The organism is Pseudomonas sp. 7-41 (genome assembly GCF_021233075.1).
In the GTDB taxonomy this organism is placed as follows: Bacteria; Pseudomonadota; Gammaproteobacteria; order Pseudomonadales; family Pseudomonadaceae; genus Aquipseudomonas; species Aquipseudomonas veronii.
On sequence record NZ_CP089551.1, the window covers coordinates 4,132,503 to 4,157,392 of the forward strand.

A 24,890-nucleotide genomic window follows, 5' to 3' on the forward strand; every position below is an offset into this window, starting at 1 on the left:
AAGTACGGCCGACGCCAACAGGATTAACCTTGGGTATCCCTTCCCGATATTCCCCGAGGTCAAGATGGTGCTCCATCGTGTTCATCACCAGATCCTGCGCAGCCACCACTTGTTCGAACCCCTGGACGAGGCGCAGTTGAACGAGCTGATGAGCAGCAGCCAATTGCTCAGTGTCGACAAAGGCGAACCGCTGTTCCGCCAGGGCGAACCGGCCGATGCGTTCTACTTCGTGATCGCCGGCGCGGTGAAAATCTACCGCCTCACCCCGGACGGCCAGGAGAAGGTGTTCGAGGTGATTGGCGAACGGCAGACCTTCGCCGAAGCCATGATGCTGATGGATACGCCCAACTACGTGGCGTGCGCCGAAGCGGTGTGCCCCACGCAGTTGTACCGGCTGTCCAATGCCACCTACATGCGTTTGCTGCAGAGCAACAGCCGCCTGACCTTCGCCCTGCTCGGCAAGTTGTGCGTGCGCCTGCACCAGCGGGTCAACGAGATCGAAACCCTGTCGCTGAAAAACGCCACCCACCGCGTGGTGCGCTACCTGCTCACGCAACTGGTGCGCTTGCAAAGCACTACCGACTGCAGCTTCGAGCTGCCGATGGCCAAGCAACTGATTGCCGGGCACCTGTCGATCCAGCCGGAGACGTTTTCGCGGATTATCCGACGCTTGATCGACGAGAAAATCATCACCCAGGACGGCCGGCAGATCGCAATTCTCGACCGCCCGCGCCTGGAGCAATTCGAGTGAAAACCTGCCTGGTCTGCCAGCACGGCAATGCCGTGGAGCGCGACCTGTGCGAGCATTGCGCCACACCGCTGCCCGAGGCCCACGCCAGCACCCAGGCGCGCCGACTGAAGCGTTTCCAGTGGTTCTGCCTGGGCCTGACGCTGTTCTGCGTGGTGATGTTCTTCTGGTTGCCCAGGGACTTTTACTGAGTCTCGGTCAACTGCCGATACAGCTGCGGCAGGCGTTGCGGTAATTGTTCCGGGCGATGGATCAGGGTGAAACCATGGGCGCCGAACATGTACGGCAGATAGTCGCCGGCCTGTTTGTCGATGGTGATGCAGAACGGAATCAAGCCCTGGCGCCGCGCTTCGACCACCGCCTGGCGCGTGTCCTCCACGCCGTAACGTCCCTCATACAGGTCCAGGTCATTGGGCTTGCCGTCGGTGATCAACAACAGCAACTTACGCCGCTGCGGGCAGGCGCCCAGCAACTGGGTAGCCTGACGGATAGCCGCGCCCATGCGCGTGTAGTAGCCCGGCTTGAGGCCCTGGATCGCGCCGCGCGTGCGGTCGTCATAGGCTTGCTGGAACGTTTTGAGCACCTGCAAGCGCACCTGGTGCCGCCGCAGTGAAGAAAACCCATACAACGCAAAGCGATCCCCTGCCCCGGCCAGGCTTTCACCAAACAGCAGCAGGCTGTCGCGTATCACATCGATGACCTTTTGCTCATCGTTGACATGGGCATCGGTGGACATCGACAGATCGGCCAGCAACAGGCACGCCAGGTCGCGGTGGGTGTGGCGTTGTTCAAGGAACAGCCCGCGTTCGGCGCAGGCGCCCTGCTGGCGCTGCACATGAAAATCCAGCCAGGCCTGCAGGTCGACCTCTGACCCCTGGGGCTGCTGGCGCTGCCATTGGCGGTCGGTGCGCAGGCTCTGGAATTGCCGGCGCAAGCGCTGGGCCTGGGCCTGCAACCGCGCGGGCAAGGGTTGCGGGGCGTCGCAACGCGGCTGCATCAATTGCAGGTTGACGAAGCCTTCCTGCAAGCACTGCCGGCGATAGTCCCACTCGGGCAACTTGATGCCGTCGCCCAAGGGGATGTCGTCGACATCGGCGGGCGGCAGATCCAGGTGCAGCTTGAGCCCGCCGCTCTTGCGCACGCGCTGGCGCGACAGGCTCAACTGGTCGAGGTCTTCGGCGACGCGGGCAGCGTCCGGGTCCTGGCTATCGTCGGACCAGCGATCGAGGTCGACGTGTTCGCTCCAACTGAACAGGTTTTCCAGGCGCACCACCAGCAGGCCGCCATCGCGACTCGCGTCGTCAACGCGGGTGGCACGCTTGGGCCCGCCTTGCTGCTCGCCGGGCGGGGCTGAGAGGTCGTCGCCCTCCTCTTCCAGGTCGGTATTTTGCGCGGTGTCCAACTGCAGCGCCGGGTACAGCCATAACGGCAACGGCCAGGCGGCCCGTGAACTGCGCGGCAAGTGACGCACGCTGCCGGGTTCGCGCAGGGCCTTGCGCAAGGCCCGCTCCAGGGCGGCTTCGTCGGGTTTGAGGCTGGCGGGGTCGGGGCGCAGTTGCAGGTGCGCCTCCACCAGGCGTTGGTAGCGCGGCAGCATCGCCGGGTAGCGCTGCAACAGCAGCCAGGTCCAGCGTTGGTTGTCGCGCGCCCAGTGGCTCATCGGCCCGGCGTGGGCCGCGAGCAGCGCCAGCCAGCGGTACAACTCGTGATTCAGCGCCGCGTCGGGAAACACCGCCAGGCGTGCCGGCAAGCGCAAGCGGTTACCGTCGCAGGACGCCAGGGGGGCTTGCTTGCAGGTGCCGGCGATACGCATCAACAGGTTGCGGCGCAGCAACAGGTCGCGCTCGCAGGCCGCCTCCAACGCCATCCCGCCAGCGCCGCCCAGGGCGCGGAACAACAGGGCCAGGCTGCGCTGATGGTCCGTCAGCGCGACCTGCGCCTCGGGGAAATCGACATTGGCACGGCGGGTGATGAAGCGGTGCCAGACGCTGCCGACCCACTCTTCCAATTCCAGGGTAAAGGCCATGAGCCGTGCTCCAAACGTAAAACGGCCCGCTGTACCAGCCGGGCCGCCCTCTTAGGGATTGACGATCAATACACAATCGGCGCCGGCGCACCGGCGACGGCTTGGCGTTGGCGGAAGCTGTACAGGTAGCAGAGCAGCCCCAGCAGGAACACCACGCCACTGGCCAACCGGGCCCAGAACAAGACGGTCAAATGCTCGACCGTGGCCATGAACGGCAAGGCCACACCGTCCGCCGGCCAGCGCTGCAACCACACCTGCACCACACCGGCTGCGGTGAGGAGCAAGGTGATCATCACCATCGACAGCACCATCAGCCAGAAGCCCCAGATTTCAATGGTCTGCGAACGCGCATCGGGCGCTTCGCCGAGGCCGCGCAAGCGTGGCATGGCGTAGCTGATCAGGGTCATCACGATCATCGCGTAGGCCCCGAAGAACGCCAGGTGACCGTGGGCCGCCGTGAGCTGGGTACCGTGGGTGTAGAAGTTGACCGGTGCCAGCGTATGCAGGAAGCCCCAGACCCCGGCGCCGAAGAACGCTGTCACCGTGGTGCCCTTGGCCCACAAGGTCGCCGCGCGGTTCGGGTGCTGGCGCCGCCGACGCTTGACCATGGTGAAGGCGAACATCACCATCGCCAGGAACGGCAGCGGCTCCAGGGCCGAGAAGATCGAGCCGACCCACAGCCACACCTCGGGTGCGCCGATCCAGAAGAAGTGGTGCCCAGTGCCGATGATCCCGGTGATCAAAGCCATGGCGATGATCACGTACAGCCATTTCTCCACCACTTCACGGTCGACGCCGGTGACCTTGATCAGCACGAACGCCAGCATCGAGCCCATGATCAGTTCCCACACGCCTTCTACCCAAAGATGCACCACCCACCACCAGTAGAACTTGTCACGTGCGAGGTTACCGGGGTTGTAGAAGGAGAACAGGAAGAACACCGCGAGGCCGATCAGGCCGGTCATCATCACCATGCTGACCGTGGTTTTGCGGCCCTTGAGCAGGGTCATGCCGATGTTGTAGAGAAAGCCCAGGCACACCACCACGATGCCCATTTTGGTAATGGTCGGTTGCTCGAGGAACTCGCGGCCCATGGTCGGCAGCAGTTCGTTATGGGTCAGCTTGGCCAGTGCCGCATACGGCACCAACAGGTAACCGAGGATGGTCAACACCCCGGCTGCAGCAAACACCCAGAACAGCAAGATCGCCAGTTTGGGGCTGTGCAGCTCGCGGTCGGCCTCCTCGGGTATCAGGTAATAGGCGGCGCCCATGAAGCCGAACAACAGCCAGACGATCAACAGGTTGGTATGGACCATCCGCGCCACGTTGAAGGGGATCAACGGGAACAGAAAGTCGCCCACCACGTATTGCAGGCCCATGATCAGGCCAAACAGCACCTGGCCGACGAACAGGATCAAGGCAAACACAAAGTAGGGTTTGGCCACGGCCTGGGATTGGAATTTCAGATAGGGATTGGCGCTGCGCATGGCTCAGCCCTCCTTGTTGGGTGGCCAGTTATTGGTATCGATCTTCGAGCTCCATTTGAGGAACTCGGCCATATCGTCCACCTCCTGGTCGCTGAGGTTGAATTGCGGCATGGCGCGACGCCCCGGCACCCCAAGGGGCTGCATTTTCATCCAGGCGTGCAGGAACGGCTTGAACCCTTCGTCACCCCCACGACGCTTGAACACATTGCCCAGCTCCGGCGCAAAGTACGCGCCTTCGCCCAACAGGGTGTGGCAACCGACGCAGTTATTACGCTCCCAGACGCTCTTGCCGCGGATCACCGATTCAGTGAGCTGGTCGACATTGCTACGGGCGGGAAAGGTTTGTTCGGTGTGGTAGGTCAAGGCCAGGAAAATCAGGAAGAAGAACACGCTTCCTCCGAAATAGATGTTCCTGGCCATGCCCTTGGTGAAGGTCTCTGACATGGTCGCTTCCTCATGGCTTGGCGGGGGTCATGATAGGAAGGTGGGGGGTGAAAACCGCTTGATGGCGATCAAGAATTGTTGATCGGGGTGGTCAAGTATTCTTGGGGAATTGAGTCTGGGTCGGTTGCGGCGGTGACAGTGCCTTTTTAAAGCGGGTTTTCATTGGCTCAAAAATATTGAATAAATCCGTCCCGTTTGGCTCCGTGTGATTCAGGGTGTGGCGAAGAAACTAAGCGTGCTCTTTAGCGTTGCCCAGTGAGCCGCTTCGGCGGGCCCGAGGGGTTGGGTCTTGACGTAACTCAACGCGATCAGGCGGCGTGTGCCCGGTAGTTGCAGCGCCAACTGGTACTGGTAAAAGCTGTCGCTGCCTTTGTTGAAACTGTTCTGCACTTCATAGGCATCGACATCCAGTGCGGCCCCCACCTTTATGGCTTGCACTGGCGAGTAACGAAGGTACTTCTCCTGTTGTTCGAGCGTCTTGAGCTGCGCTTCGAAGTTACTTTGCAACGTTTCGCCGTCCGCCAGCGGGCTACGGCTGACGACCAGCGTGGTGCCCAGGTGGGCGAACTTGAGAATATTGATCGAGGCATCCTGTACGGCTGCATCGGGCAAGGTGAATTGGGCTTCATTGATCAAGTAGTTCATGGTGCAAGCATCTCGTTATTGGCCGGCGCCCGGCTTGTCCGCAAATGTTGATTCGACGGCGTTATGAATAGTGGTTCGCACCCCCTGCTGACCGGGTGATGTGCCCTTGTCACTGCCCTGGTTGATATCCAGTTTGCCTTTGGTCTGGATCTTGCCGCTGCCGGAGGAAAACAGATTGAACGAGCCACAGGTCAGGTTGATGGCTCCGTCTGCCGTGAGCTCAATCACACTGTCGCCGCACACCAGGCGAATACTGTCTCCAGCTTCGATGGTATAGCGCGTGGCGGCGCTGTCAGACTTGGCGCCGCCCACCAGCAGGGTGTCGTTGTTGCGCACTACGCGCAGGCGATTAGCGCCAATCGTCACCGTCTCGTTGTGCCCGATGCGCTTGTTGCGGTCATGCCCCACCGAGTGGCTTTCGTCCACTTCGACGACGACGTCCTGATTGCGCTCGGCATGGATATACACCTGTTCCGACCCCTTCTTGTCCTCCATGCGGATTTCATTGAAGTTGGCTGGCGTGCCGCCCTTGCTCGAACGACTTTTTATGCCGCTCTGGGTCGCGTTCTCCGGCAAATCGTAGGGCACCGTCTGCTCCGCGTTGTACACCCGCCCAGTAATAATCGGCCGGTCCGGGTCGCCTTCCAGAAAGCTCACAATCACCTCCTGGCCGATCCGTGGGATCTGCATCGAGCCCCAGTTCTTGCCGGCCCAGGATTGCGATACGCGTATCCAGCACGAGCTGTTTTCGTTGGACTGGTCGTGGCGGTCCCAGTAGAAATGCACCTTCACGCGGCCGTACTGGTCGGTCCAGATTTCCTCGCCTTTGGGGCCGACCACCAGCGCGGTCTGCGGGCCTTTGACGATGGGGCGATAGGTGTTGGCCAGCGGGCGGAAGCTTTGTTGGGCATCGATGCAGGTCAGGCTGCTGTCGAACTGCGCCGAGTTGGAGCCGCCGCCGCTTTCCAGGCTTTCCTGAACGATGTAATAGCGGCAGCCGACGATCAGGTATTCGCGGTTCTGGTCCTGGCGGCTGAAGCCGGTGAGGCTGAACAGATGGCCGGAACCGAGGCCGCGGGCGTTGCCGTTGAATTCGATTTGTTCATGCAGGGTTTGCAGGGCTTCGATGCGGGTGCGCGCGTAGTGTTCGCCGTCCGCGCTTTGCACGTAGGTGCCGGGGTAGTCGTACAGCGGGTAGTCGCCGGCGGCGTGCGGGCGCGGCATCGCCGAGCGCACGTCGATGCTCGCGCTGGGGCGCTGGAAGTCGTAGTCGTTGAGCTCCAGCGAGCCCGGCTGCACTTGCTGGGCCAGGTGCCAGTTGTGCATGTGGTCGCGTTCGCGTTGCTGCTCGTCCTTGGGGTAGTACGGAATCGACGCATAGCCCGGCACCGTGGTGTGGGCGCCGTAGGCATCGGCCAGCACCAGCACATGGCGGTCCTGTTCATGGCGGAAGAAGTAGTAAATGCCTTCCTGTTCCATCAAGCGGCTGACGAAATCGAAGCTGGTCTCGCGGTACTGCACGCAGTATTCCCACTCGCGATACGGCCGGCTCAGGGCGTCTTCGAAGTCGGAAAAGCCGAGGTCGCGGAACACTTGCTTGATGATCTGCGGGATGCTCAGGTTCTGGAAAATCCTGCAGTCCGACGTGCGGCTCAGCAGCCACAGCCACGGGCGCAGCGTCACCTGGTAGCTGGCGAACTGGCCCTGGTCGATGCTCTGGCTGCACTGCGCGACGATGCCGTGAAAGTGCCGCTCGCCGCCGTCCGCCAGTTGCACGCCGACGCTCATCGGCTTGCCCAGCAACTGGTTGAGGTCGATGTTGGCGTCCAGGGAGGTCAGTTGCAGCTCATAGGCGAACAGCCGACCCAACTCTTCGCCGCCGCCCATTTGATTGAGCAACAGCACGTCCGGCCCGAGGGGGCTGGTGATCTTGGCCAGGCGTGAGGTTTGGTTGAATAGCATCGGTTAACCCGTAAATTGCGTAATAGCTGAAGAAACCGGCTGCAAATGTGGGAGGGGGCTTGCCCCCGATAGCAGTGTGTCAGTTGATGCATCTGGTGACTGATTCACCGCCATCGGGGGCAAGCCCCCTCCCACATTTAAACCGCATTCCAACAGTCGTTATTCGGTGTCGCTGAAGTCGTAGTGCAATTCATTATCCCGGCTACTGATCCGCACACTTGCCAGCGCCTTGCCTTCGAGCATGCGCGTGAGGAATTCATGCAATTCAGAACCGTCTTATTTATGCCTTTTTGCACTAGCTTAAGTGGCCGAAAAATAAACAGACTAAATAACAAATAGACCTATCCCGTCTTACGCGCCTGGGCGATAAGCGCTGAGTGATAGTCTTAGTCATTAGGCATAAGAACCTCACTAATATCAGCGCCTCTTAATTTTAATGATTTTATTGCGCTCTTTATTTCAAGTGCGGTTTCGATGCCGAGAATAATGGCCGGGCTTTTTTCTTTCCCGCTACCGAAGCCAATACTTGTGAAAAACATTCCATATTCTAGACGCCTCCCAGTTTCTTGATAGAAACTCGGGATGGGAACCACACAGTCAAAATATTGACCACACGTACTACAGAGATTTTCCAACTGTTGAGCACTGTATTTGATGTTTTTTTGAGGCCGCATCATGAATAGCTGATTTTTTTCATTGACTAATGAAAATCCAACACTCAATTTTAAATTTTCGATGTATTCCTTGAAACGTAGCGACGCGATGAAGCGCCCATCATAAGTTGCACCAATATCAGCCTTGTTTGGTGTTTTCAGTTCTCTAGGCAGATAGCTTTGATCAATGCAGCAACCACAGGTTTTGCAAAAAATACTATCAGGTGCTCCATCAAAAAAGTACGCGTGATTATCTATAGCGCTTAAGTTGTAGGCAATGGTTAAGAACTGAGTCACTACTTTAGCCCCTGGTGTTGTGTGAAGAAGTCAAAAATAGCATCTTTGTATTATGCACCTTTCCTTTTGTCGGAAAAATTTAACCCATCCATCAAGTCAATGTGGTCGATTGTGGTAAACTTCCCCACATCCGAATCATAAAACCTAAACATATTAAAATGCAGCCCCGTCTCCCGATCCAGATACTGCTCCTGAAACCGCAATTTCTGTTCTTCAATGTAATATGGCTCACGCACTTCCTCCAACGTATTGCCCCACACTCGATAAGTCGCCCGCCAGATGTCGTGGCCGTCGACCTCGGTCAGTTGTTCACGCAGCCCGTTGAGATCGGTGGGTAGTAGCGGACTTTCTACAGCGCCCCACTACCGTCGATGCGAGCCAGGAGGACATGGCCTTCGTCTTCGTAAATATTGAGGCTGGTCTGGGTGTGCTTGTGTTACCTTTAAACTAAATATCGATAAAAAAGCTCGACCTCATGCGGATCTTCAAGCGATTTTAACGCCGCCTTGTAGTGCTCCTCAACTCTCTGCTTGAGCCCCTCAGTAGCGAGTAAGTATAGAGCAGGGTACACGGTATTGGAGCGAATCCATTCATTTGAATCTACTTCATCAAACCACTTGAGTGCTAACTCAACGCTGGTCAGTAACTGCTCTTTCCAGCCCGGCTTTTCATCCGGAGTTTCGAATGAATATAGCCATATCGAAAACCTCTCATTGAAGTGCTGAAGTGATTCGCTGGATTCCTTCAGTATCCGCCAATCGGTCAGTTCGGCGACAACCTGATTGGATGTGCGAGTTTTTATAGATTTCTCTATAATTGATTTTGACCAACTTTCCGGATACTCGAACTTGTCATCTCTCAGTGCCTTTTCAAGGACTGTATTCACATGCACCATCAGTGTCGGATCGAGAAGCTGCAGCGTCAAGTGGAGAGAAAACCATCCTTTTTGCTTGGAAAGCCCCATTGAGTAGCGCCTGATTCGACCCTTATTGTCGGCTTTTTCAAAAAAACGGTCTTTTTTTTGCGTGAACCCATGGTTTTCAAACGTCTCAGCTATACCTGAGGTCAGTAATTTCAACATATTCTCGACACTTCCAATCATTACGGCAGCCTCCATAGTGGCACCCTAGCCTCACTCACAGTAACACCTGTTGCTTTTTTCCCGGAATGCCCAAATACCCCCTGCCCATTAGTGATGACTTTATCTTTTGCAAGCTGGGCTTTAGAGCGTATTGCACGGCCTGATTTAACTTCGACAGAAATGATTTTTTGTGTTTTGTTATTTCTTATTAAAATATCTACGTAGCGGCCCCGCCCTGCGCCTGGCGTTCTTACATAAACCTGCCTACCGAGCACGGTAACATTAGGGTTTTTCATGAGCCTCTGATAAACCAGGTTCTCCGCTGCTAAACCATTGACCTTATTCTGCCGTCGCTGTGCAGCGGAGCATGCCCAACCCAATGGGTCTATCCATCCCGAAGGATTAGGAGCGTATTGATAAAGGTTGAACCCACCCATCAAGTCAATAGGGTCGGTTGTTGTAAAGCGACCCACATCCGGATCATAAAACCTAAACGTATTAAAATGCAGCCCAGTCTCCCGATCCAGATACTGCCCCTGAAACCGCAAATTCTGCTCTTCAATGAAGTAAGGCTCCCGCACCTCCTCCAGCGTGTTGCCCCACACCCGATAAGTCGCTCGCCAGACGTCATGGCCGTCGGCCTCGGTGAGTTGCTCCGGCAAGCCGTTCAGGTCGTTGTGGTAATACCGCACGCGTTGGTATTCACCTTCGCCGTCGACCCTGGCAAGAGGCTCGTAACTGTCGCCATCGTAGAGATAAAGGCTGGTCTGACTGTGTTTATGCTCCTGCAACAACCGCAGGCCATCCCAGGTGAACCGGGTTTCGCCCAGCGGATGGCCATCGCTGTCATGTTCAGTTTTTTCAATGCGCCGACCCAGCGGGTCGTAGGCCATCCTGACCACGCTGCCGTTTTCATTGCGCACTTCAATCAACCGGCTTTCGGCGTCGTAGGCAAAGCGCTGCAAACCTCGCACAGCGCTGCGCTTTTCAACCATTCGCCCAAAAGCGTCGTAGGTATAGCGCTTGTCTTGATACGTCAGCAGCCGGTTATGCCGTACCAGGCCGCCTTGTTGTGGCCCGTCGAGCAGGTTGGCCGCCGCATCGTAGGCATAGGTTTCGATCCGGCCTATCTGTTGGCTGACGAGGATACGTCCGCTACTGTCGTAGGCCAGGTGTTCTTGGCGGTCGGTACGGCGGCGTCCGATCAGGTTGTCGCTGGGATCGTAGCTGTAGTGGGTTTCGACCAAGGGCGGCAACTGCCACGGTTGGTCGATGCTGCGCCGCTGGCGTGAGCGGACCCGGCCACTGCGGTCATAGTCGGTATTTGTTCTGAGTTGACCCTGAGTGCGTTGCAGTTCGCGGTGCAGGCGGTCGCGTTCGAAGTCGCTGATGACGTGGCCGTCGAGATTCAGCTGATGCAGATGGCCGCTGCCGTAGTACAGGCGATTGAGCCAGCGTCCGTCAGGCAAGTGGGTTTGAGTCAGGTTGCCCAATTCGTCGTAATGGTGTTGCAGACACCCCGCCGAGCTGTGTTCTTCAAGCAGTTGCCCCAGCGCGTCATAGCTAAAGCCAAGTGCTTGCTCGCGACCGTCGAGAGCGGTGAAGGTAACCGCGACCAGTTGGTCGTTCAGGTCGTGCTTATAAACGGTGGTGCCGTCGGCGGTGACTTTGCTGACCAGGCGCCCGAGCGGGTCGCGTTGGAACTGGTGTGTCAGCGCGTCTACCGGCTCGCCTTCCCTTCCCGGCAGGTAACCGACGGCGACGACGTTATCCAGCGGGTCATAGGTATAGCAGCGCCGACTGTGGTCGAGGTCTTGTTGCTGCACCAGGCGATCGGCCGCGTCCCACTCAAAGCGATAGCTTTCGCCATTTTCATTGGTCAGTTTCAGCAGTCGCCCGTAGGCGTCGTGATCGAAGGTGACGCAGCGGTTGTGCGCGTCCCAGCGCTGTTTGACCTGGCCGCGCCGGTCGTAGGCATAGCGGGACGTGTTGCCGGCGGGGTCGACATAGCCCGTCAGATAACCACTGGCGTTGCGCTGGAAATGCTCAAGGCGCCCGTCCGAAAGTCGGCATTCCAGCAACAACCCTTGCGGGCTGTACTGATAGCGCACCGACTCACCTTCAGCATTGGTGTGCACCAGCACATTGCCGAACGCATCGTACTGGTAGCCGGTGGCGTGGCCCGAGCAATCCACTTCCTCGATCAGTTGGCTCCACTCGTCCCAGTGCAGCTTCCGGATTTTGTCGGTGGCATCGATGATCTGCACCGGCTGGCCGAAATCGTCGTAGACATAGCGGGTGCGGTTGCCCAGCGGATCGATCTCTTCGATGCAGTTGCCATGCCGGTCGTAGCGGTAATGCCAACGGTTACCCGCCGGGTCGGTTTCCACTTCGGGCAATGCCCAATGCGCCAGCCACTGTGTGTTGCTGATCCTGGCCAGTGGATCGGTCACTGCGCTCAGGTTGCCGGATTCGTCGTAACTGAAGCGCCACTGACCGTTTTGCGGATCAATCGCGCCGAGCAATTGGCGATCTTCGCTCCATTCGAACTGCCAGGCATGGCCCAGGTTATCGACGTAGCGGGTGATCTGGTACTGCGGGTTCCAATAGCGGGTACTGACCCGTTTCAGGCCATCGGTGACGCGCGTGATACCGGCATCGAGGTCGTAGTCGAAGGTGAATTCATCGCCGGCATCGGTCCAATGCCGGCTGACGCGCCATTCCTCGCCATGCGGGCCAGGCACTGCGTGCCATTGGTAGAAGCAACGCAAGCCACTCGGCAGTTGGTGTTCGACCATGCGCCGCGCGCGGTCGTAAGCAAAACGTCGTTGGCTCGTGCCTTGTGCGTCGAGGACTTCAGCCAGGTCGCCGTGGGTGTCGTAGCGATAGCTGACCAGCACGTCGCTGCGCCCAGCAAAATGTTGCCGATGCAGGTAACGGCGCTCGATATGGCTCACGCGCCGCGGATGCTCGACGGTGTAGCTCACGTCGACATGCATCAGCGCATGGCTGTCGCGCAGGCGACACAGGCGCCCCTGGACGTCGTAATCCAGAAAGATGCGCCCTTCGTTACGATCACCCAGCAAATGCAGGCGCATCCGCAAGGAGTTCAGAGGGTCGGGCTCGAAGAGCCGATACAGGCCGTCGATACTTTCGATCAGGATGGCGCCGTCGGCGCTGCGCCTGACCGCAAGGCCTTCGCCGGGGCTGAAGGCGCCGCCTGACAACGGGATGTAGCCGATGTCTACGCGGCGCCCCTGTTCGTCGATGTAGGTGAGGTGTTCATCTTGATCGATCTCGACGGCGACCTCATAGGCAACGCTCCAGCCGGCGCCGAAAAGGCCGTCGTGGCGTTGATCGAGGCTGCTGTAGAAGCGCTGCCAGTCGATGGGGAGCAGGCCTGGCAGGACGAAGTCCAGTTCTTCTTCGGCGCCGAGGATTTTGGCCCCGGTCGGGCTATGCACCGGGTTGGGCGAACCGTTGACCGCGCTGTTGAGTGCCGAGGTGAGCTTGCCGGTTCCATACGCCACGGCCCCGCCCGCCAGCGCGCCGCCGGCCAGGCACGGCAATTTGCTCCAAAAGCCTTTCACATTGCCGCGTAGCGCAAGCAGCGCGGCAATCGCCAAGCCGACGCCCGGTGTCTTGCCACTGCGAATTTCGCGCACCACGACGGGGTCGCCACCGATACGCACATCGGCAGAAATCAGCCCCTCGACGCTGCCGATCTTGGCGTCACACGTGCTGCGGTCACCGCTGCGTGCGGCCGGTTGCCCGTTGATGAAGACCGAACTGGAACCCTCGGCAATAAATTGCTCGGGCATGGGCGGGTGCTTGGTGCAGGCGACCGTGTCCAGCGGACACGGCACGGTACCGGCAGCGGGTGTGGCGACCGTCGGGCGCCACAGTTGTGAGAAAAATCCCTGTGCGATGTCCAGAAAACGGGGGGCCGGTGGCTCACTGGGCGCGATCGGCACAGCCATCATCTGTCCGGCGGCCCGGGCCGCTGGTTTGCCATTGATGAAAACGTCGTTTGAGCCGCTGGTGATAAAGGCCTCGATCACCGGCGGAAAAACCCAGTTGGCGGCGGTTTCGCACCAACTGGAGATCTTCACGTCAGCCCCCGAGAGCCCGGCGCTGATCCCCACCACCGCGCCGACCGCCAGTCCCAGGGCGACGCATCCAACGCCACCTGTGGCAATGGTCACGCCGGTCGCTGCGGTAATCAGCGCGCCAGCGGCCAGGCAGCCCACGGACGTGATGGCGGCATAGGCGGCGACTTCCAGCACACCGCCGAGAACATCGACCATCATTGAGGTGTGCAGCAGCGCGTCGCCTTCGCGGGCGGCCCAAAACGCGTCAGTCATGACCAGCAATCCCTGCCTGAAAAGGCCGGAATCAAATCACGCGACTAACGTGTTGCTCAGGTGAGACTTTCCGAGGGAGGCGTAAGAATTTTCCCAAAGCAGGCGGAGCGGAGGTGCCTGCGATGCAGACATCTCAGTCCATCAGGTCCACCCAGGCGATGCCATCGCAGGCAAGCCAGCTCCCACACGTGACCGGGCCCGGTTTCTAGGATCAAGTCGGCTATAAGGCCGCCTCGCTTTGGCTTTTGATCTTGGGCGCCCCGAGCCTAGACAAGCCCCACCACCAACACCAGAACCACCGGCCAGCCCAGCACCAAAGCGCGCCAAAACCTGGGAGCATGCCGCAACTCCATGAACCCATCGGCAATCAGCCACGCCTTGACCACCGCCAGCAGCAAAACCGCCAGCCACAGCCCGGAGCCGCCAGCGAGCACGGTGCCGACGCTGAGCACGACCAACGTGGCCCAACACACGATCAGCCCTTGGGAAATGGACATCGGTACCTCATCCAATCACGTAAACCAACGGAAACAGCACCACCCACACCAGGTCCACCATGTGCCAATACAGCACCCCCGACTCCAGCCCGCCGACCGACAGCCCGCCGCGCCAGCAGCCCAGCGCCAGCCACGCGAGAATCACCATGCCCAGCAGCACATGCAGGAAATGGAACCCGGTCAGTAGCCAGTACAAGGTAAAAAACGTGCTGTGCTCCAGGCCCAACCCGGCAGCGCCGAGGTGGGCGTACTCGGTGAGTTTGATCGCCACGTAGACCAGCGCCACCAACAGCGCCGCGACGAACAAGCCGGCGCCGCGCCGCCAGCGCTGCAATCGCACCTGCTGCAATGCCAACGCCGCGAGCAGCCCGGCGGTCAACAGGCTCAAGGTCATCGCCAGCCCGGTGGAGGTGTCCAGTTGCGCGCGCCCTTCGGCAAACACCTCGGGCTTGAGCACCTGGGTCACGGCGAACGCGAGGATCAGAATCGCGAACACCGACAACTCGGCAAGGATGAAAAACCACATCGCCAGGTCGCCCGGCAGGCGGCGCGGTTCAGGCAAAGTACACATCGACCACGTCCATCAAGGCGGTCACGGTGTGCGGGTCGTCCGTCAGCGCCTCGGCCAGGCATGCCAGGCAGGCTTCGCGAATGGGCATGCCGGCGGCGATCAGGCGCGCGGTGAAAATCAGCAGACGCGTGGAGGCCACTTCTTCCAGGTCGTGTTGATCGAGGCGGCGCAAGGCCTGGCCGAGGCGCACCACCTGGGTCGCCAGGGCAAGGTCCACCTGGGCCTCGCGCGCCACGATGCGCGCTTCGCCCTCGACGGCCGGGTAATCGAAGCGCATCGCGACGAAACGCTGGCGGGTGCTGGGTTTCATGCCCTTGAGCAGGTTCTGGTAACCGGGGTTATAAGACACCACCAGCATGAACGACGGCGGCGCCTTGACCACTTCGCCGGTGCGCTCCAGGTACAACTCGCGGCGGTCGTCGGCCACCGGGTGCAGCACCACGGCGGTGTCCTGGCGCGCCTCGACCACTTCGTCCAGGTAGCAGATGCCGCCTTCGCGCACGGCACGGGTCAGCGGGCCGTCCTGCCACCAGGTGCCCTCGGCGCCGATCAGGTGACGGCCGATCAGGTCGGCGGCACTCAGGTCGTCGTGGCAGGCCACGGTGTACAGCGGCAAGTTCAGACGATGCGCCATGTGCTGCACGAAACGGGTCTTGCCGCAGCCCGTGGGGCCCTTGATCAGCACCGGCATGCGGTGGCGCCAGGCGTGTTCGAACAGCAGGTGTTCATTGTCCAGGGGTTGGTAGAAGGGCTCAGTCATGACAGGCATCCACAGCGGGTTTGATGGCCACGCTAAGGGCGCCTGCGACAACCTGGCAAGCACCGCCCGAGACAAACTTGATCGTGATCAAGCGAAGTTTGCGGTGCTGCCCCCTAGTCTGGCCCCGCACGAAGAACCTGCGCCCCGCACCGTGTTGCGAGGCAACGCAAAGGTCCCGCCTGAGGAGTAAATGGAATGCTGACTCGCAACAGAAAACCCTTCACCCTGAGCCTCGCCGCACTGAGTTGCGCGTTGGCCTTGGCACTGCCCTTGAGCGCCCATGGCGCACCCCAGCCGGCCGAAGTGAAAACCGCCGGCGCGCCAGACATGAGTCAGGCCGACTTCGACACCTCCAAACAGATTTACTTCGAGCGCTGCGCCGGTTGCCACGGCGTGCTGCGCAAGGGTGCCACCGGCAAACCGCTGACACCGGACATCACCCAGGCCCGTGGCCAGGCCTATCTGGAAGCGCTGATCACCTACGGTTCCCCCGCCGGCATGCCGAACTGGGGCACCTCCAATGCGTTGACCAAAACCCAGATCAGCCACATGGCCAGCTTTATCCAGCACACCGCGCCAACCCCGCCGGAATGGGGCATGGCCGAAACCCTCAAGACCTGGAAAGTGCTGGTCAAGCCCGAAGACCGTCCGAAGAAACAGCTGAACGATCTGAACCTGGAAAACCTGTTCTCCGTCACCCTGCGCGACGACGGCAAGATTGCGCTGATCGATGGCGACAGCAAGAAAATCGTCAAACTGATCAACACCGGTTATGCCGTACACATCTCGCGGATCTCCGCCTCGGGCCGCTACCTGCTGGTGATCGGCCGCGACGCCAAGATCGACATGATCGACCTATGGCCCGCCGAACCGACCAAGGTCGCCGAGATCAAGGTCGGCATCGAGGCGCGCTCGGTGGAGACCTCGAAATTCAAGGGCTACGAAGACAAGTACGCCATCGCCGGTTCCTACTGGCCGCCACAATTCACCATCATGGACGGCGAGACCCTGGAGCCCAAACAGATCGTGTCCACCCGCGGCATGACCGTCGACAAGCAGGAATATCACCCCGAGCCCCGTGTCGCGGCGATCATCGCCTCCCACGAATGGCCGGAGTTCATCGTCAACATCAAGGAAACCGGCAAGGTGATGCTGGTCAATTACCAGGACATCAAGAACCTCACCATCACCACCATCGACGCCGCGCCGTTCCTGCATGACGGTGGTTGGGACAGCACGCACCGCTACTTCATGACGGCGGCCAACAACTCGAACAAGGTCGCGGTGATCGACTCCAAGGAGCGCAAGCTCACTGCGTTGGTCGAGGTCGGCAAGACCCCGCACCCAGGCCGTGGCGCCAACTTTGTGCACCCTACCTACGGGCCGGTCTGGGCCACCAGCCACTTGGGCGACGGCGGTATTTCGGTGATCGGCACCGACCCGATCAAACACCCGCAATACGCCTGGAAACAGGTGGAATCGCTCAAGGGCCAGGGCGGCGGCTCGCTGTTCATCAAGACCCATCCCAACTCCCGGCATTTGTATGTCGACACCACCCTCAACCCCGACGCCAAGCTGAGCCAGTCGGCCGCGGTGTTTGACATCGACCATCTGGACAAGGGTTACACGGTGCTGCCGATCGCCGAATACGCCGGCATCAAGCAAGGCGCGCTGCGCGTGGTGCAGCCGGAATACAACAAGGCCGGCGACGAGGTGTGGTTCTCGGTGTGGAACGGCCAGACCGAGGAATCGGCGCTGGTTGTGATCGACGACAAGTCCCTGAAGCTCAAAGCTGTTATCAAGGACAAGCGCCTGATCACCCCAACCGGAAAATTCAACGTCTACAACACCCAACACGACATTTATTGAGCCCCATCAACACAAGGACTTCCGATGAAAAATACTCTCCTCGCACTGCTGACCTGTGCCGCCGCATTCAGCCTGCAACCGGCCTTCGCCCAAGACGGGCTGGCCTTGTTCAGCAGCAAACCCTGCGTCGGCTGCCACATGGTTGACAGCAAACTGGTGGGGCCGGCCTTGAAGGACGTCGCGGCCAAGAACGCCGGGGTGAAAGACGCCGCCGTGACCCTCGCCAGCCACATCAAAAACGGCACCCAAGGCAACTGGGGGCCGGTTCCGATGCCACCGAATATGGTGACGGAAGACGAAGCCAAGGTCTTGGCCGAATGGGTCCTGACCTTGAAATAAGCACAAGGAGCGCGCCATGAATGCATCGATGATCGGTACGGCCATGGCGCTGTTCCTGCTGATTCCCACGTGGGCGCTGGCCACACCGGACGCCGCCCGCCTCGAACACCTGCTGACCCAGGACTGTGGCGCCTGCCACGGCCTGTACCTCACCGGCGGCCTGGGCCCGCCCCTCACCCCGGCGGCCCTCGCCGGGCAAAGCCGCGACAGCCTGACCGCCACCATTACCTACGGCCGCCCTGCCCGCGCGATGCCCGGCTGGGCGCCGTTGCTCAGTTCCAGCGAGATCGCCTGGCTGGTCGAACGCCTCTTGCAAGGAAGCCCCGCACCATGATGCGCCCCACTCTTCTATCGCTGTGCCTGCTGCTCGGTGCCTGTGCCCAACCGCCGCTGCGCGGTACTGGCGACCTGGGCCTGGTGATCGAACGCGCCAGCGCCAGTGTGCAAATCATCGAGACCAGCGGGATGACGGAGCTGGGCCGGATCGACGGCTTGGGCGACCTGTCCCACGCCTCGGCGGTGTTTTCCCGCGACCAGCGCTACGCCTACATTTTCGGCCGCGATGGCGGCCTGACCAAAGTCGACCTGCTGCGCCAACGCGTTGAAAAACGCATCATCCAGGGCGGCAACAGCATCGGCGGCGCCATCAGCCAGGATGGCCGCCTGATTGCCGTGTCCAACTACCAACCCGGCGGGGTCAAGGTGTTCGATGCGCAGACCCTGGCCCAGCTGGCCGACATTCCCGCCACGCCCCTGGCCGACGGCAAACGCTCGCGGGTGGTGGGCCTGGTGGATGCGCCCGGCCAGCGCTTCGTGTTCAGCCTGTTCGACACCGGCGAGATCTGGAGCGCCGACTTCAGCCAGGGCAACACCCCGCAGATCACCCGGTTCCGCGGCATCGGCGAACAACCCTACGACGCGCTGATCACTGCCGATGGCCGTTACTACATGGCCGGGCTGTTCGGTGAGGACGGCATGGCCCAGCTCGACCTGTGGCATCCCGAGCACGGGGTCAAACGCGTGCTCGCGGATTACGGGCGCGGCCAGGCAAAACTGCCGGTGTACAAGATGCCCCACCTCGAAGGCTGGGCCGTGGCCGACAACCAAGCCTTCGTGCCCGCCGTCGGCCATCACCAGGTGCTGGTGATGGATGCGCGCAGCTGGCAGCAGACCGCCGCCATCGATGTCGCCGGCCAACCGATTTTCGTCACCGCACGCCCCGACGGGCGCCAGCTGTGGGTCAATTTCGCCTACCCGGACAACGACCGCGTACAGGTGATCGACACCGAGACCCACAAAGTGGTGGCCGACCTGCGCCCCGGTCCCGGGGTGCTGCACATGGAGTTCACCGGGCGTGGCGAACAGCTCTGGCTGTCGGTGCGCGACGGTGAGCAGGTGCAGGTCTGGGACCCGTACCGCATGACCTTGCTCAAGACCTTGCCGGCCTTGAGTCCCAGTGGAATTTTCTTCAGCAGCCGCGCGCAAAAAATGGGGTATTGAGATGGACCTTGACCTGCTTAGCCGTCAATTGATCGAACGTTACCAGCACGGCATGCCGCTGTGCGCCGAACCTTATCGCGAAATGGCCCAGGTGCTGGGCTGCAGCGAGGCCCAATTGATGAGGTGCCTGCACCGCCTGGAACTGGCCGGTTCGCTGTCGCGGGTCGGCCCGGTGTTCGAACACACCCGCGCCGGCGCCAGCACCCTGGCTGCCCTGGCGGTGCCGGTCGAACGCCTGGAACAGGTGGCACGGCGCGTCAGCCAGTACCCGGAAGTCAACCACAACTATGCGCGCGAGCATCAGTACAACCTGTGGTTCGTGTTGACCGGCCCACACCGTCAGCACCTGCGACAGATCCTCGACGAGCTGGAACAAGACACCGGCCTCATTCCCCTGGATCTGCCGATGCTCACCGCCTATCGCATCGACCTCGGGTTCTCCCTGGGAGCGCATCCGTGATCATCCCGCTGAGCCAAGAGCAAATGCTCGACCTGCGCCAATGCCTGGAACGCGGCTTGCCTCTTGTCTCGCGGCCCTACGACAACCTCGCCGAACAGATCGGCGCGCATCACGACCAGGTGTTGCAGCAGATGCAGCAATGGCAGGACCAGGGCCTGTTCCGCCGTGTCGGCCTGGTGCTCAATCACCGCGCCCTGGGCTTTGTCGCCAATGCCATGCTGGTGCTGGACGTGCCCGATGCGCTGGTGGACGAAGTGGGCAACCGCCTGGGCCGCGCGCCCGGTGTCAACCTGTGTTACCAGCGCCCACGCCGCCTGCCGCAGTGGCGCTACAACCTGTTCTGCATGGTGCATGGCCGCGAACGCGAGGAGGTCACGGCGCATATCCAGCGGATGCTGGAACAGCAGCAACTGAGTGACCTGCCGCACCAGTTGCTGTTCAGCACCCACGCCTTCAAGCAATGCGGCGGGCGCTTTACGCCGCCGTCGTCGCAGGTATGGGCCCATGGATGATCTCGACCGGCGCCTGATCAATCGCCTGCAACACGGCCTGCCGCTGGTGCGCGAACCCTGGCGGCAGGTGGCGCAGGAACTGCACAGCCACCCGAGTGAAGTGCTCGACCGCCTGCACGACCTGCTCGAAGACGGGGTGCTGACGCGCTTCGGGCCGATGTTCGATGTCGAGCGCCTCGGCGGCGCCTTCACCCTGGCCGCGCTGGCCGTACCCGACGCGCGCTTTGACGCGGTCGCCGAACAACTCAACGCGCTGCCCCAGGTGGCCCACAACTACCGCCGCGAACACCGCTGGAACATGTGGTTCGTGCTGGCCTGCGGCACCGAGGCCGAACTGGCCGCCACGCTGTCCCGCATCGAGACCCTGACGGGGTTGGCGGTGCTCAATCTGCCGAAGGAGCAAACCTACCATGTCGGTCTGTATTTCCCGGTCTGACCACCACCTGGCCCTGCGCCTGGTCGCCCTCACCCAGGGTGGCCTGCCGCTGCTGGACGATCCCTGGGCCTGGCTCGCCGAGCAGTTGGGCATCAGCGTCGAGTCGACCCTCGACTTGCTCAAGCACCTGCAGGCTGAAGGCGCGATCCGGCGTGTCGCCGCCGTGCCCAACCATTACCGCCTGGGTTATCGCCACAACGGCATGACCGTGTGGGACGTGGCCGACGTGCAGATGCCGCGCCTGGGCGAATTGATCGGTGCGCAGCCGTTTGTCAGCCATTGCTACCGCCGCCCGCGCCGTCCCGACTGGCCCTACAACCTGTTCGCCATGGTGCATGGGCGTAGCCGCGAGGAAATCGACAGCTACCGCGAACACCTGCGGTTCCTGCTCGGCGATGCCTGCCGCGGCGACGAGATGCTGGTGAGCAGCCGCATCCTGAAAAAAACCGGCCTGCGCCTGACGCCGGCACCTTAGAAGGAGCGTCCTATGCTACGGATCAGTCAGTACCTGCGTACCCTGGCCGGAAAATGCCCGCCGCCCCGCACCTCGCCGCCCGGCAAGGAGCGGCCGCCGGTGGTGATCTGGAACCTGCTGCGGCGTTGCAACCTCACCTGCAAACACTGTTACGCCACCAGCGCCGACAGCGTGTTCCGCGATGAACTGGACACCCCGGCGGCGCTCCAGGTGATCGACGATTTGCACGCGGCCGGGGTGCGTGTGCTGATTCTGTCGGGCGGCGAACCGCTGCTGCGCGCAGACCTGTTCCAGCTCAGCGCCTATGCCCGGGACAAAGGTTTTTTCGTCGCGCTGTCGAGCAACGGCACGCTGATCGACGAACACAATATCCAGCAGATCACCGACGCGCGCTTCGACTATGTGGGCATCAGCATCGACGGCCTGCAGGCGACCCACGATGCGTTTCGCCAGTTGCAGGGCAGCTTCCAGCGCTCGATGCACGCCATCCGTCTGTGCCGCGAGGCCGGCATTCGCGTGGGCCTGCGCACCACCCTGACCCAGGAAAACCATGGGCAGTTGCCGCAACTGCTGGCGCTGATGCGTGACTACGATGTGCAGAAGTTCTACCTGTCGCACCTCAACTACAGCGGGCGCGGCAAACGCAGCCGGCAGTTGGACGCGCACCGGCAGATGAGCCGCGATGCGATGACGCTGATTTTCCAGCAGGCCTGGCACGACATCGAAAACGGCGTCGACAGTGACTTCGTCAGCGGCAACAACGACGCCGACGCCGTGCTGTTGCTGCAGTGGGTCCACCAGCATCTGCCCGAGCATTACCCGCAGTTGGAACACCTGCTGCACGGCTGGGGCGGCAATGCGTCGGGCAGTGGCATCGCCAATATCGACAACACCGGCGAGGTACACCCCGACACGTACTGGTGGCAGCACTCGGTGGGCAATGTGCGCAACACCACGTTCCGCCAGCTCTGGCTGGACCGGCCCGACCCGTTGCTGCTGCGCCTGCGCGAACACCCGCGGACCATCGGCGGGCGGTGTGCCGAGTGTCGCTGGCTGCCGATCTGCAACGGCAACACACGCACCCGCGCCTGGGCCAACGGCGACCTTTGGGGCCCCGATCCGGGTTGCCACCTCAGCGACGCCGAGATCGCCCTGCAGCCTCGCAACCTGATCCCTTGCTCGACCACCCGGTGACACAACCGGGGGCAGCCTACCTGATGATGTATCAAGGACGTCTCATGCACACTCCGACCACCTTACCTGCCAGTTTGCACAGCCCCTTCCACCCCGGCGAAGTCGCCTTGGTGGGCGCCGGCCCCGGCGACCCGCGCCTGCTGACCCTGCGGGCCTGGAGCCTGCTGATGCAGGCCGATGCGGTGGTCTTCGACCGGTTGATCAGCGCCGAGATGTTGGCGCTGATCCCGCTGACCTGCGCGCGCCATTACGTGGGCAAGGCCAGCGGCTGTCACAGCCTGCCGCAGGATCAACTCAATGAACTGCTGGCCGAACTGGCCGACCAGGGGCAACGGGTGGTGCGCCTCAAGGGCGGCGACCCGTTTATCTTCGGCCGTGGCGCCGAAGAGCTGGAATACCTGCTGGCCCGAGGCGTGCCCTGCCAGGTGGTGCCGGGCATCACCGCCGCGTCCGGGTGCAGCGCCTATGCCGGCATCCCCCTGACCCACCGCGATCTGGTCAACTCCTGCCGCTTCGTCACCGGGCACCTGCAACGCGACGGCGCGTTGAAGCTGCCTTGGGCCAGCCTTGCCGAGCCGAGCCAGACGCTGGTGTTCTACATGGGCCTGTCGAACCTCGCGCTGATCGCCGAACACCTGGTGGCGGCGGGCCTGCCGGCGGACACCCCAGCGGCGCTGATCAGCAACGGCGCGCGAGCCGACCAGCAGGTGGCCCGTGGCACCCTGCGCCAGTTGCCGACGATGGCCGCCGACTGCGAACCCGGTGTGCCGACCCTGACGGTGATCGGCCATGTGGTCAACCTGTTCGCCGGAGCCGCCCTGCACTTCCCCGCCAGCCTGTCGCCGGCCCGCGAAGCGGTGGCGGTATGAAACGCCTGCTACTGCTGCCCTTGCTCTGGGCCGCCGCCGCCCACGGCACGCCGGCCGAGGACTACCAGCGTCACTGCGCGAGCTGCCATGGCGTCAACCGCATCGGCGCCAGCGGCCCGGCGTTACTGCCGGAAAGCCTGGGGCGGATCAAGCCGGAGGAAGTGCGCAAGGTCATCGAGCAAGGGCGCCCGGCCAGTCAGATGGCGGCGTTTGCACCACAGTTGAGCGCTGCGCAGATCGACGGCCTGGCGAATTTCCTGCAGCAACCGCCTGCCACACCGGCGACCTGGAACGAGCAGGACATCCATAACAGCCACACCCTGCTGGCAGACCTGAGCCGCTTGCCGACTACGCCTCAGCATCACGCCGACCCGCTCAACCTGTTTGTGGTGGTGGAGTCCGGCGACCATCACATCGACATTCTCGACGGTGACACCTTTGCCGTGCTGGACCGCTTCCCGACCCATTTCGCGGTCCACGGCGGGCCGAAATTTTCCCCCGATGGGCGCTTTGTGTACTTCGCCTCGCGCGACGGCTGGATCAGCCTGTACGACCTGCACAACCTCAAGCTGATCGCCGAAACCCGCGTGGCGCTCAACACCCGCAACCTCGCGGTGAGCAAGGACGGGCGCTGGGTGCTGGTGGGCAATTACCTGCCGGGCAACCTGGTGGTGCTGGATGCCCGCGACCTGTCGCTGGTCAAGACCCTCGACACCGCGTCGCGGGTCAGCGCGGTGTACACCGCCCCGCCGCGCAACAGCTTTATCGTGGCACTCAAGGACGTGAATGAAGTCTGGGAACTGTCCTATGCCGCCGCCCGACCCAGCTTCGAACCGCGGCGCATCCAGGCCCAGGACGTGCTCGATGACTTTTCGTTTTCCCCGGATTATCGCCAACTGGTCGCCACCTCACGCAAGGCCGGCGGCGGCCAGGTAATCGATCTGGACACCGGCCACGTGGTCACCGACATCCCACTGTCCGGCATGCCGCACCTGGGCTCGGGGACGTATTGGCAGCGCAACGGTGAGTGGGTGTTTGCCACGCCCAATATCAGCAAGGGGCAAATCTCGGTGATCGACCTCAAGACCTGGACGCTGATCAAGCAGATCCCCACCCTCGGCCCGGGCTTTTTCATGCGCAGCCATGCCAATTCGCGCTATGTGTGGAGCGATGTGTTTTTCGGGCCGGACAACGATGCGATTCACCTGATCGACAAACAGACCCTGGAAATCGCCCACACCCTACGCCCAATGCCGGGCAAGACCGCCGCCCACGTGGAATTCACCCGCGACGGCCGCTACCTGTTGCTGAGCATCTGGGCCAACGATGGGGCGTTGATCGTCTATGACAGCCAGACACTCAAGGAGATCAAGCGCATCCCGATGAACAAACCCTCGGGCAAGTACAACGTGGGCAACAAAGTCGAATTTGCCGAAGGCACATCACACTGAACCTCGCGCTGGGGACCTGCCCGTCAGCGAGGAACCCCCGGCATGGGTTGAAATGGAAATCGACAGCTCCCACAAAGGGACCGCGCTGCGGGCGGACATGGCGATCTACTGTGGGAGGTGTCGAGCCCTGGCGAGGCTGCGATGGGGCCGGTACTGCTGACAGTTTTGCTGCCTGACAGCCCGCTATCGCAGCCTCGCTGAAGCTCGACAGCTCCCACAAGGAGACCGCGCTGCGGGCGGACATGGCGAT

The 24,890-nt window shown here is 61.5% G+C and carries 24 protein-coding genes and 2 pseudogenes; 13 read left to right on the forward strand and 13 right to left on the reverse strand.

The window, feature by feature from the left end; all coding sequences use genetic code 11:
* The first annotated feature begins 64 nt into the window (after positions 1-64).
* Together LQ249_RS18345 and LQ249_RS18350 are read left to right on the forward strand one after the other, a co-directional pair.
* Positions 65-751 carry a Crp/Fnr family transcriptional regulator gene (locus LQ249_RS18345; RefSeq protein WP_017849338.1) on the forward strand — a complete coding sequence of 229 codons (687 nt, stop codon included), beginning with the start codon at positions 65-67 and terminating at the stop codon, positions 749-751.
* Positions 748-939, forward strand: coding sequence for a hypothetical protein (locus LQ249_RS18350; protein ID WP_057006111.1), 192 nt, complete (start codon positions 748-750; stop codon positions 937-939). Before LQ249_RS18345 ends, LQ249_RS18350 begins: the two co-directional genes overlap by 4 nt.
* Here LQ249_RS18350 and LQ249_RS18355 read toward each other — a convergent pair.
* From LQ249_RS18355 to LQ249_RS18410, 13 genes and pseudogenes are all read right to left on the reverse strand, one after another.
* A complete protein-coding gene (locus LQ249_RS18355) occupies positions 933-2,774 on the reverse strand; it encodes a nitric oxide reductase activation protein NorD (RefSeq protein WP_017849340.1) in 1,842 nt (613 codons plus the stop codon). The genes LQ249_RS18350 and LQ249_RS18355 overlap by 7 nt on opposite strands.
* Before the next feature lie 65 nt (positions 2,775-2,839).
* A complete protein-coding gene (locus LQ249_RS18360) occupies positions 2,840-4,261 on the reverse strand; it encodes a cbb3-type cytochrome c oxidase subunit I (protein ID WP_046383075.1) in 1,422 nt (473 codons plus the stop codon).
* Between the two features lie 3 nt (positions 4,262-4,264).
* Positions 4,265-4,705, reverse strand: coding sequence for a c-type cytochrome (locus LQ249_RS18365; RefSeq protein WP_017849342.1), 441 nt, complete (start codon positions 4,703-4,705; stop codon positions 4,265-4,267).
* 210 nt (positions 4,706-4,915) lie between these two features.
* Positions 4,916-5,350, reverse strand: coding sequence for a DcrB-related protein (locus tag LQ249_RS18370; RefSeq protein WP_057006112.1), 435 nt, complete (start codon positions 5,348-5,350; stop codon positions 4,916-4,918).
* Between the two features lie 15 nt (positions 5,351-5,365).
* Positions 5,366-7,312 (reverse strand): type VI secretion system Vgr family protein, encoded by a 1,947-nt coding sequence (locus LQ249_RS18375; protein ID WP_232565746.1) that lies wholly within the window; start codon positions 7,310-7,312, stop codon positions 5,366-5,368.
* A 159-nt stretch (positions 7,313-7,471) separates the two neighbouring features.
* Positions 7,472-7,570: pseudogene (locus LQ249_RS31815) on the reverse strand (hypothetical protein); the annotation flags it as partial.
* A gap of 128 nt (positions 7,571-7,698) precedes the next feature.
* On the reverse strand, positions 7,699-8,262 hold the full coding sequence (locus LQ249_RS18380; protein ID WP_232565747.1) for a hypothetical protein: 564 nt from the start codon (positions 8,260-8,262) through the stop codon (positions 7,699-7,701).
* 77 nt (positions 8,263-8,339) lie between these two features.
* A pseudogene (locus LQ249_RS31820) lies at positions 8,340-8,698 on the reverse strand (RHS repeat-associated core domain-containing protein); the annotation flags it as partial.
* 6 nt (positions 8,699-8,704) lie between these two features.
* On the reverse strand, positions 8,705-9,379 hold the full coding sequence (locus LQ249_RS18390; protein WP_232565748.1) for a hypothetical protein: 675 nt from the start codon (positions 9,377-9,379) through the stop codon (positions 8,705-8,707).
* Complete coding sequence (locus LQ249_RS18395) at positions 9,364-13,707, reverse strand: RHS repeat-associated core domain-containing protein (RefSeq protein WP_232565749.1); 4,344 nt, start codon at positions 13,705-13,707, stop codon at positions 9,364-9,366. The genes LQ249_RS18390 and LQ249_RS18395 overlap by 16 nt, the downstream gene beginning before the upstream one ends.
* A 266-nt stretch (positions 13,708-13,973) precedes the next feature.
* Complete coding sequence (locus LQ249_RS18400) at positions 13,974-14,204, reverse strand: cytochrome C oxidase subunit IV family protein (RefSeq protein WP_057004353.1); 231 nt, start codon at positions 14,202-14,204, stop codon at positions 13,974-13,976.
* Positions 14,205-14,211: 7 nt separating this feature from the next.
* On the reverse strand, positions 14,212-14,775 hold the full coding sequence (locus LQ249_RS18405) for a cytochrome c oxidase subunit 3 (protein ID WP_017849347.1): 564 nt from the start codon (positions 14,773-14,775) through the stop codon (positions 14,212-14,214).
* Positions 14,759-15,535, reverse strand: coding sequence for a CbbQ/NirQ/NorQ/GpvN family protein (locus tag LQ249_RS18410; protein ID WP_017849348.1), 777 nt, complete (start codon positions 15,533-15,535; stop codon positions 14,759-14,761). Before LQ249_RS18410 ends, LQ249_RS18405 begins: the two co-directional genes overlap by 17 nt.
* A gap of 327 nt (positions 15,536-15,862) precedes the next feature.
* Here LQ249_RS18410 and nirS point away from each other — a divergent pair, with 327 nt between their 5' ends.
* Genes nirS through LQ249_RS18465 form a run of 11 tightly spaced genes read left to right on the forward strand, consistent with a single transcriptional unit; the run spans position 15,863 to position 24,640 of the window.
* Complete coding sequence (gene nirS / locus LQ249_RS18415; RefSeq protein WP_226926353.1) at positions 15,863-17,404, forward strand: nitrite reductase; 1,542 nt, start codon at positions 15,863-15,865, stop codon at positions 17,402-17,404.
* A gap of 24 nt (positions 17,405-17,428) precedes the next feature.
* Positions 17,429-17,743, forward strand: coding sequence for a c-type cytochrome (locus LQ249_RS18420; RefSeq protein ID WP_046383072.1), 315 nt, complete (start codon positions 17,429-17,431; stop codon positions 17,741-17,743).
* A 16-nt stretch (positions 17,744-17,759) separates the two neighbouring features.
* Positions 17,760-18,077, forward strand: coding sequence for a c-type cytochrome (locus LQ249_RS18425; RefSeq protein ID WP_017849352.1), 318 nt, complete (start codon positions 17,760-17,762; stop codon positions 18,075-18,077).
* Positions 18,074-19,243: a cytochrome D1 domain-containing protein gene (locus tag LQ249_RS18430; protein ID WP_169866072.1), complete on the forward strand. Its 1,170-nt coding sequence runs from the start codon at positions 18,074-18,076 to the stop codon at positions 19,241-19,243. Before LQ249_RS18425 ends, LQ249_RS18430 begins: the two co-directional genes overlap by 4 nt.
* Before the next feature lies 1 nt (position 19,244).
* Positions 19,245-19,703 carry an Lrp/AsnC family transcriptional regulator gene (locus tag LQ249_RS18435; RefSeq protein WP_057004356.1) on the forward strand — a complete coding sequence of 153 codons (459 nt, stop codon included), beginning with the start codon at positions 19,245-19,247 and terminating at the stop codon, positions 19,701-19,703.
* Positions 19,704-19,726: 23 nt separating this feature from the next.
* On the forward strand, positions 19,727-20,215 hold the full coding sequence (gene ahbB / locus LQ249_RS18440) for a siroheme decarboxylase subunit beta (protein ID WP_057004487.1): 489 nt from the start codon (positions 19,727-19,729) through the stop codon (positions 20,213-20,215).
* Positions 20,208-20,651 carry an Lrp/AsnC family transcriptional regulator gene (locus LQ249_RS18445; protein ID WP_046383070.1) on the forward strand — a complete coding sequence of 148 codons (444 nt, stop codon included), beginning with the start codon at positions 20,208-20,210 and terminating at the stop codon, positions 20,649-20,651. Before ahbB (LQ249_RS18440) ends, LQ249_RS18445 begins: the two co-directional genes overlap by 8 nt.
* Positions 20,626-21,126: a siroheme decarboxylase subunit beta gene (gene ahbB, locus LQ249_RS18450; RefSeq protein WP_017849357.1), complete on the forward strand. Its 501-nt coding sequence runs from the start codon at positions 20,626-20,628 to the stop codon at positions 21,124-21,126. Before LQ249_RS18445 ends, ahbB (LQ249_RS18450) begins: the two co-directional genes overlap by 26 nt.
* A gap of 12 nt (positions 21,127-21,138) precedes the next feature.
* Complete coding sequence (gene nirJ, locus LQ249_RS18455; RefSeq protein WP_017849358.1) at positions 21,139-22,320, forward strand: heme d1 biosynthesis radical SAM protein NirJ; 1,182 nt, start codon at positions 21,139-21,141, stop codon at positions 22,318-22,320.
* Positions 22,321-22,364: 44 nt separating this feature from the next.
* Positions 22,365-23,189, forward strand: coding sequence for a uroporphyrinogen-III C-methyltransferase (cobA, locus tag LQ249_RS18460; RefSeq protein ID WP_017849359.1), 825 nt, complete (start codon positions 22,365-22,367; stop codon positions 23,187-23,189).
* Positions 23,186-24,640 (forward strand): cytochrome D1 domain-containing protein, encoded by a 1,455-nt coding sequence (locus LQ249_RS18465; protein WP_079444127.1) that lies wholly within the window; start codon positions 23,186-23,188, stop codon positions 24,638-24,640. The genes cobA and LQ249_RS18465 overlap by 4 nt, the downstream gene beginning before the upstream one ends.
* Positions 24,641-24,890: the final 250 nt, after the last annotated feature.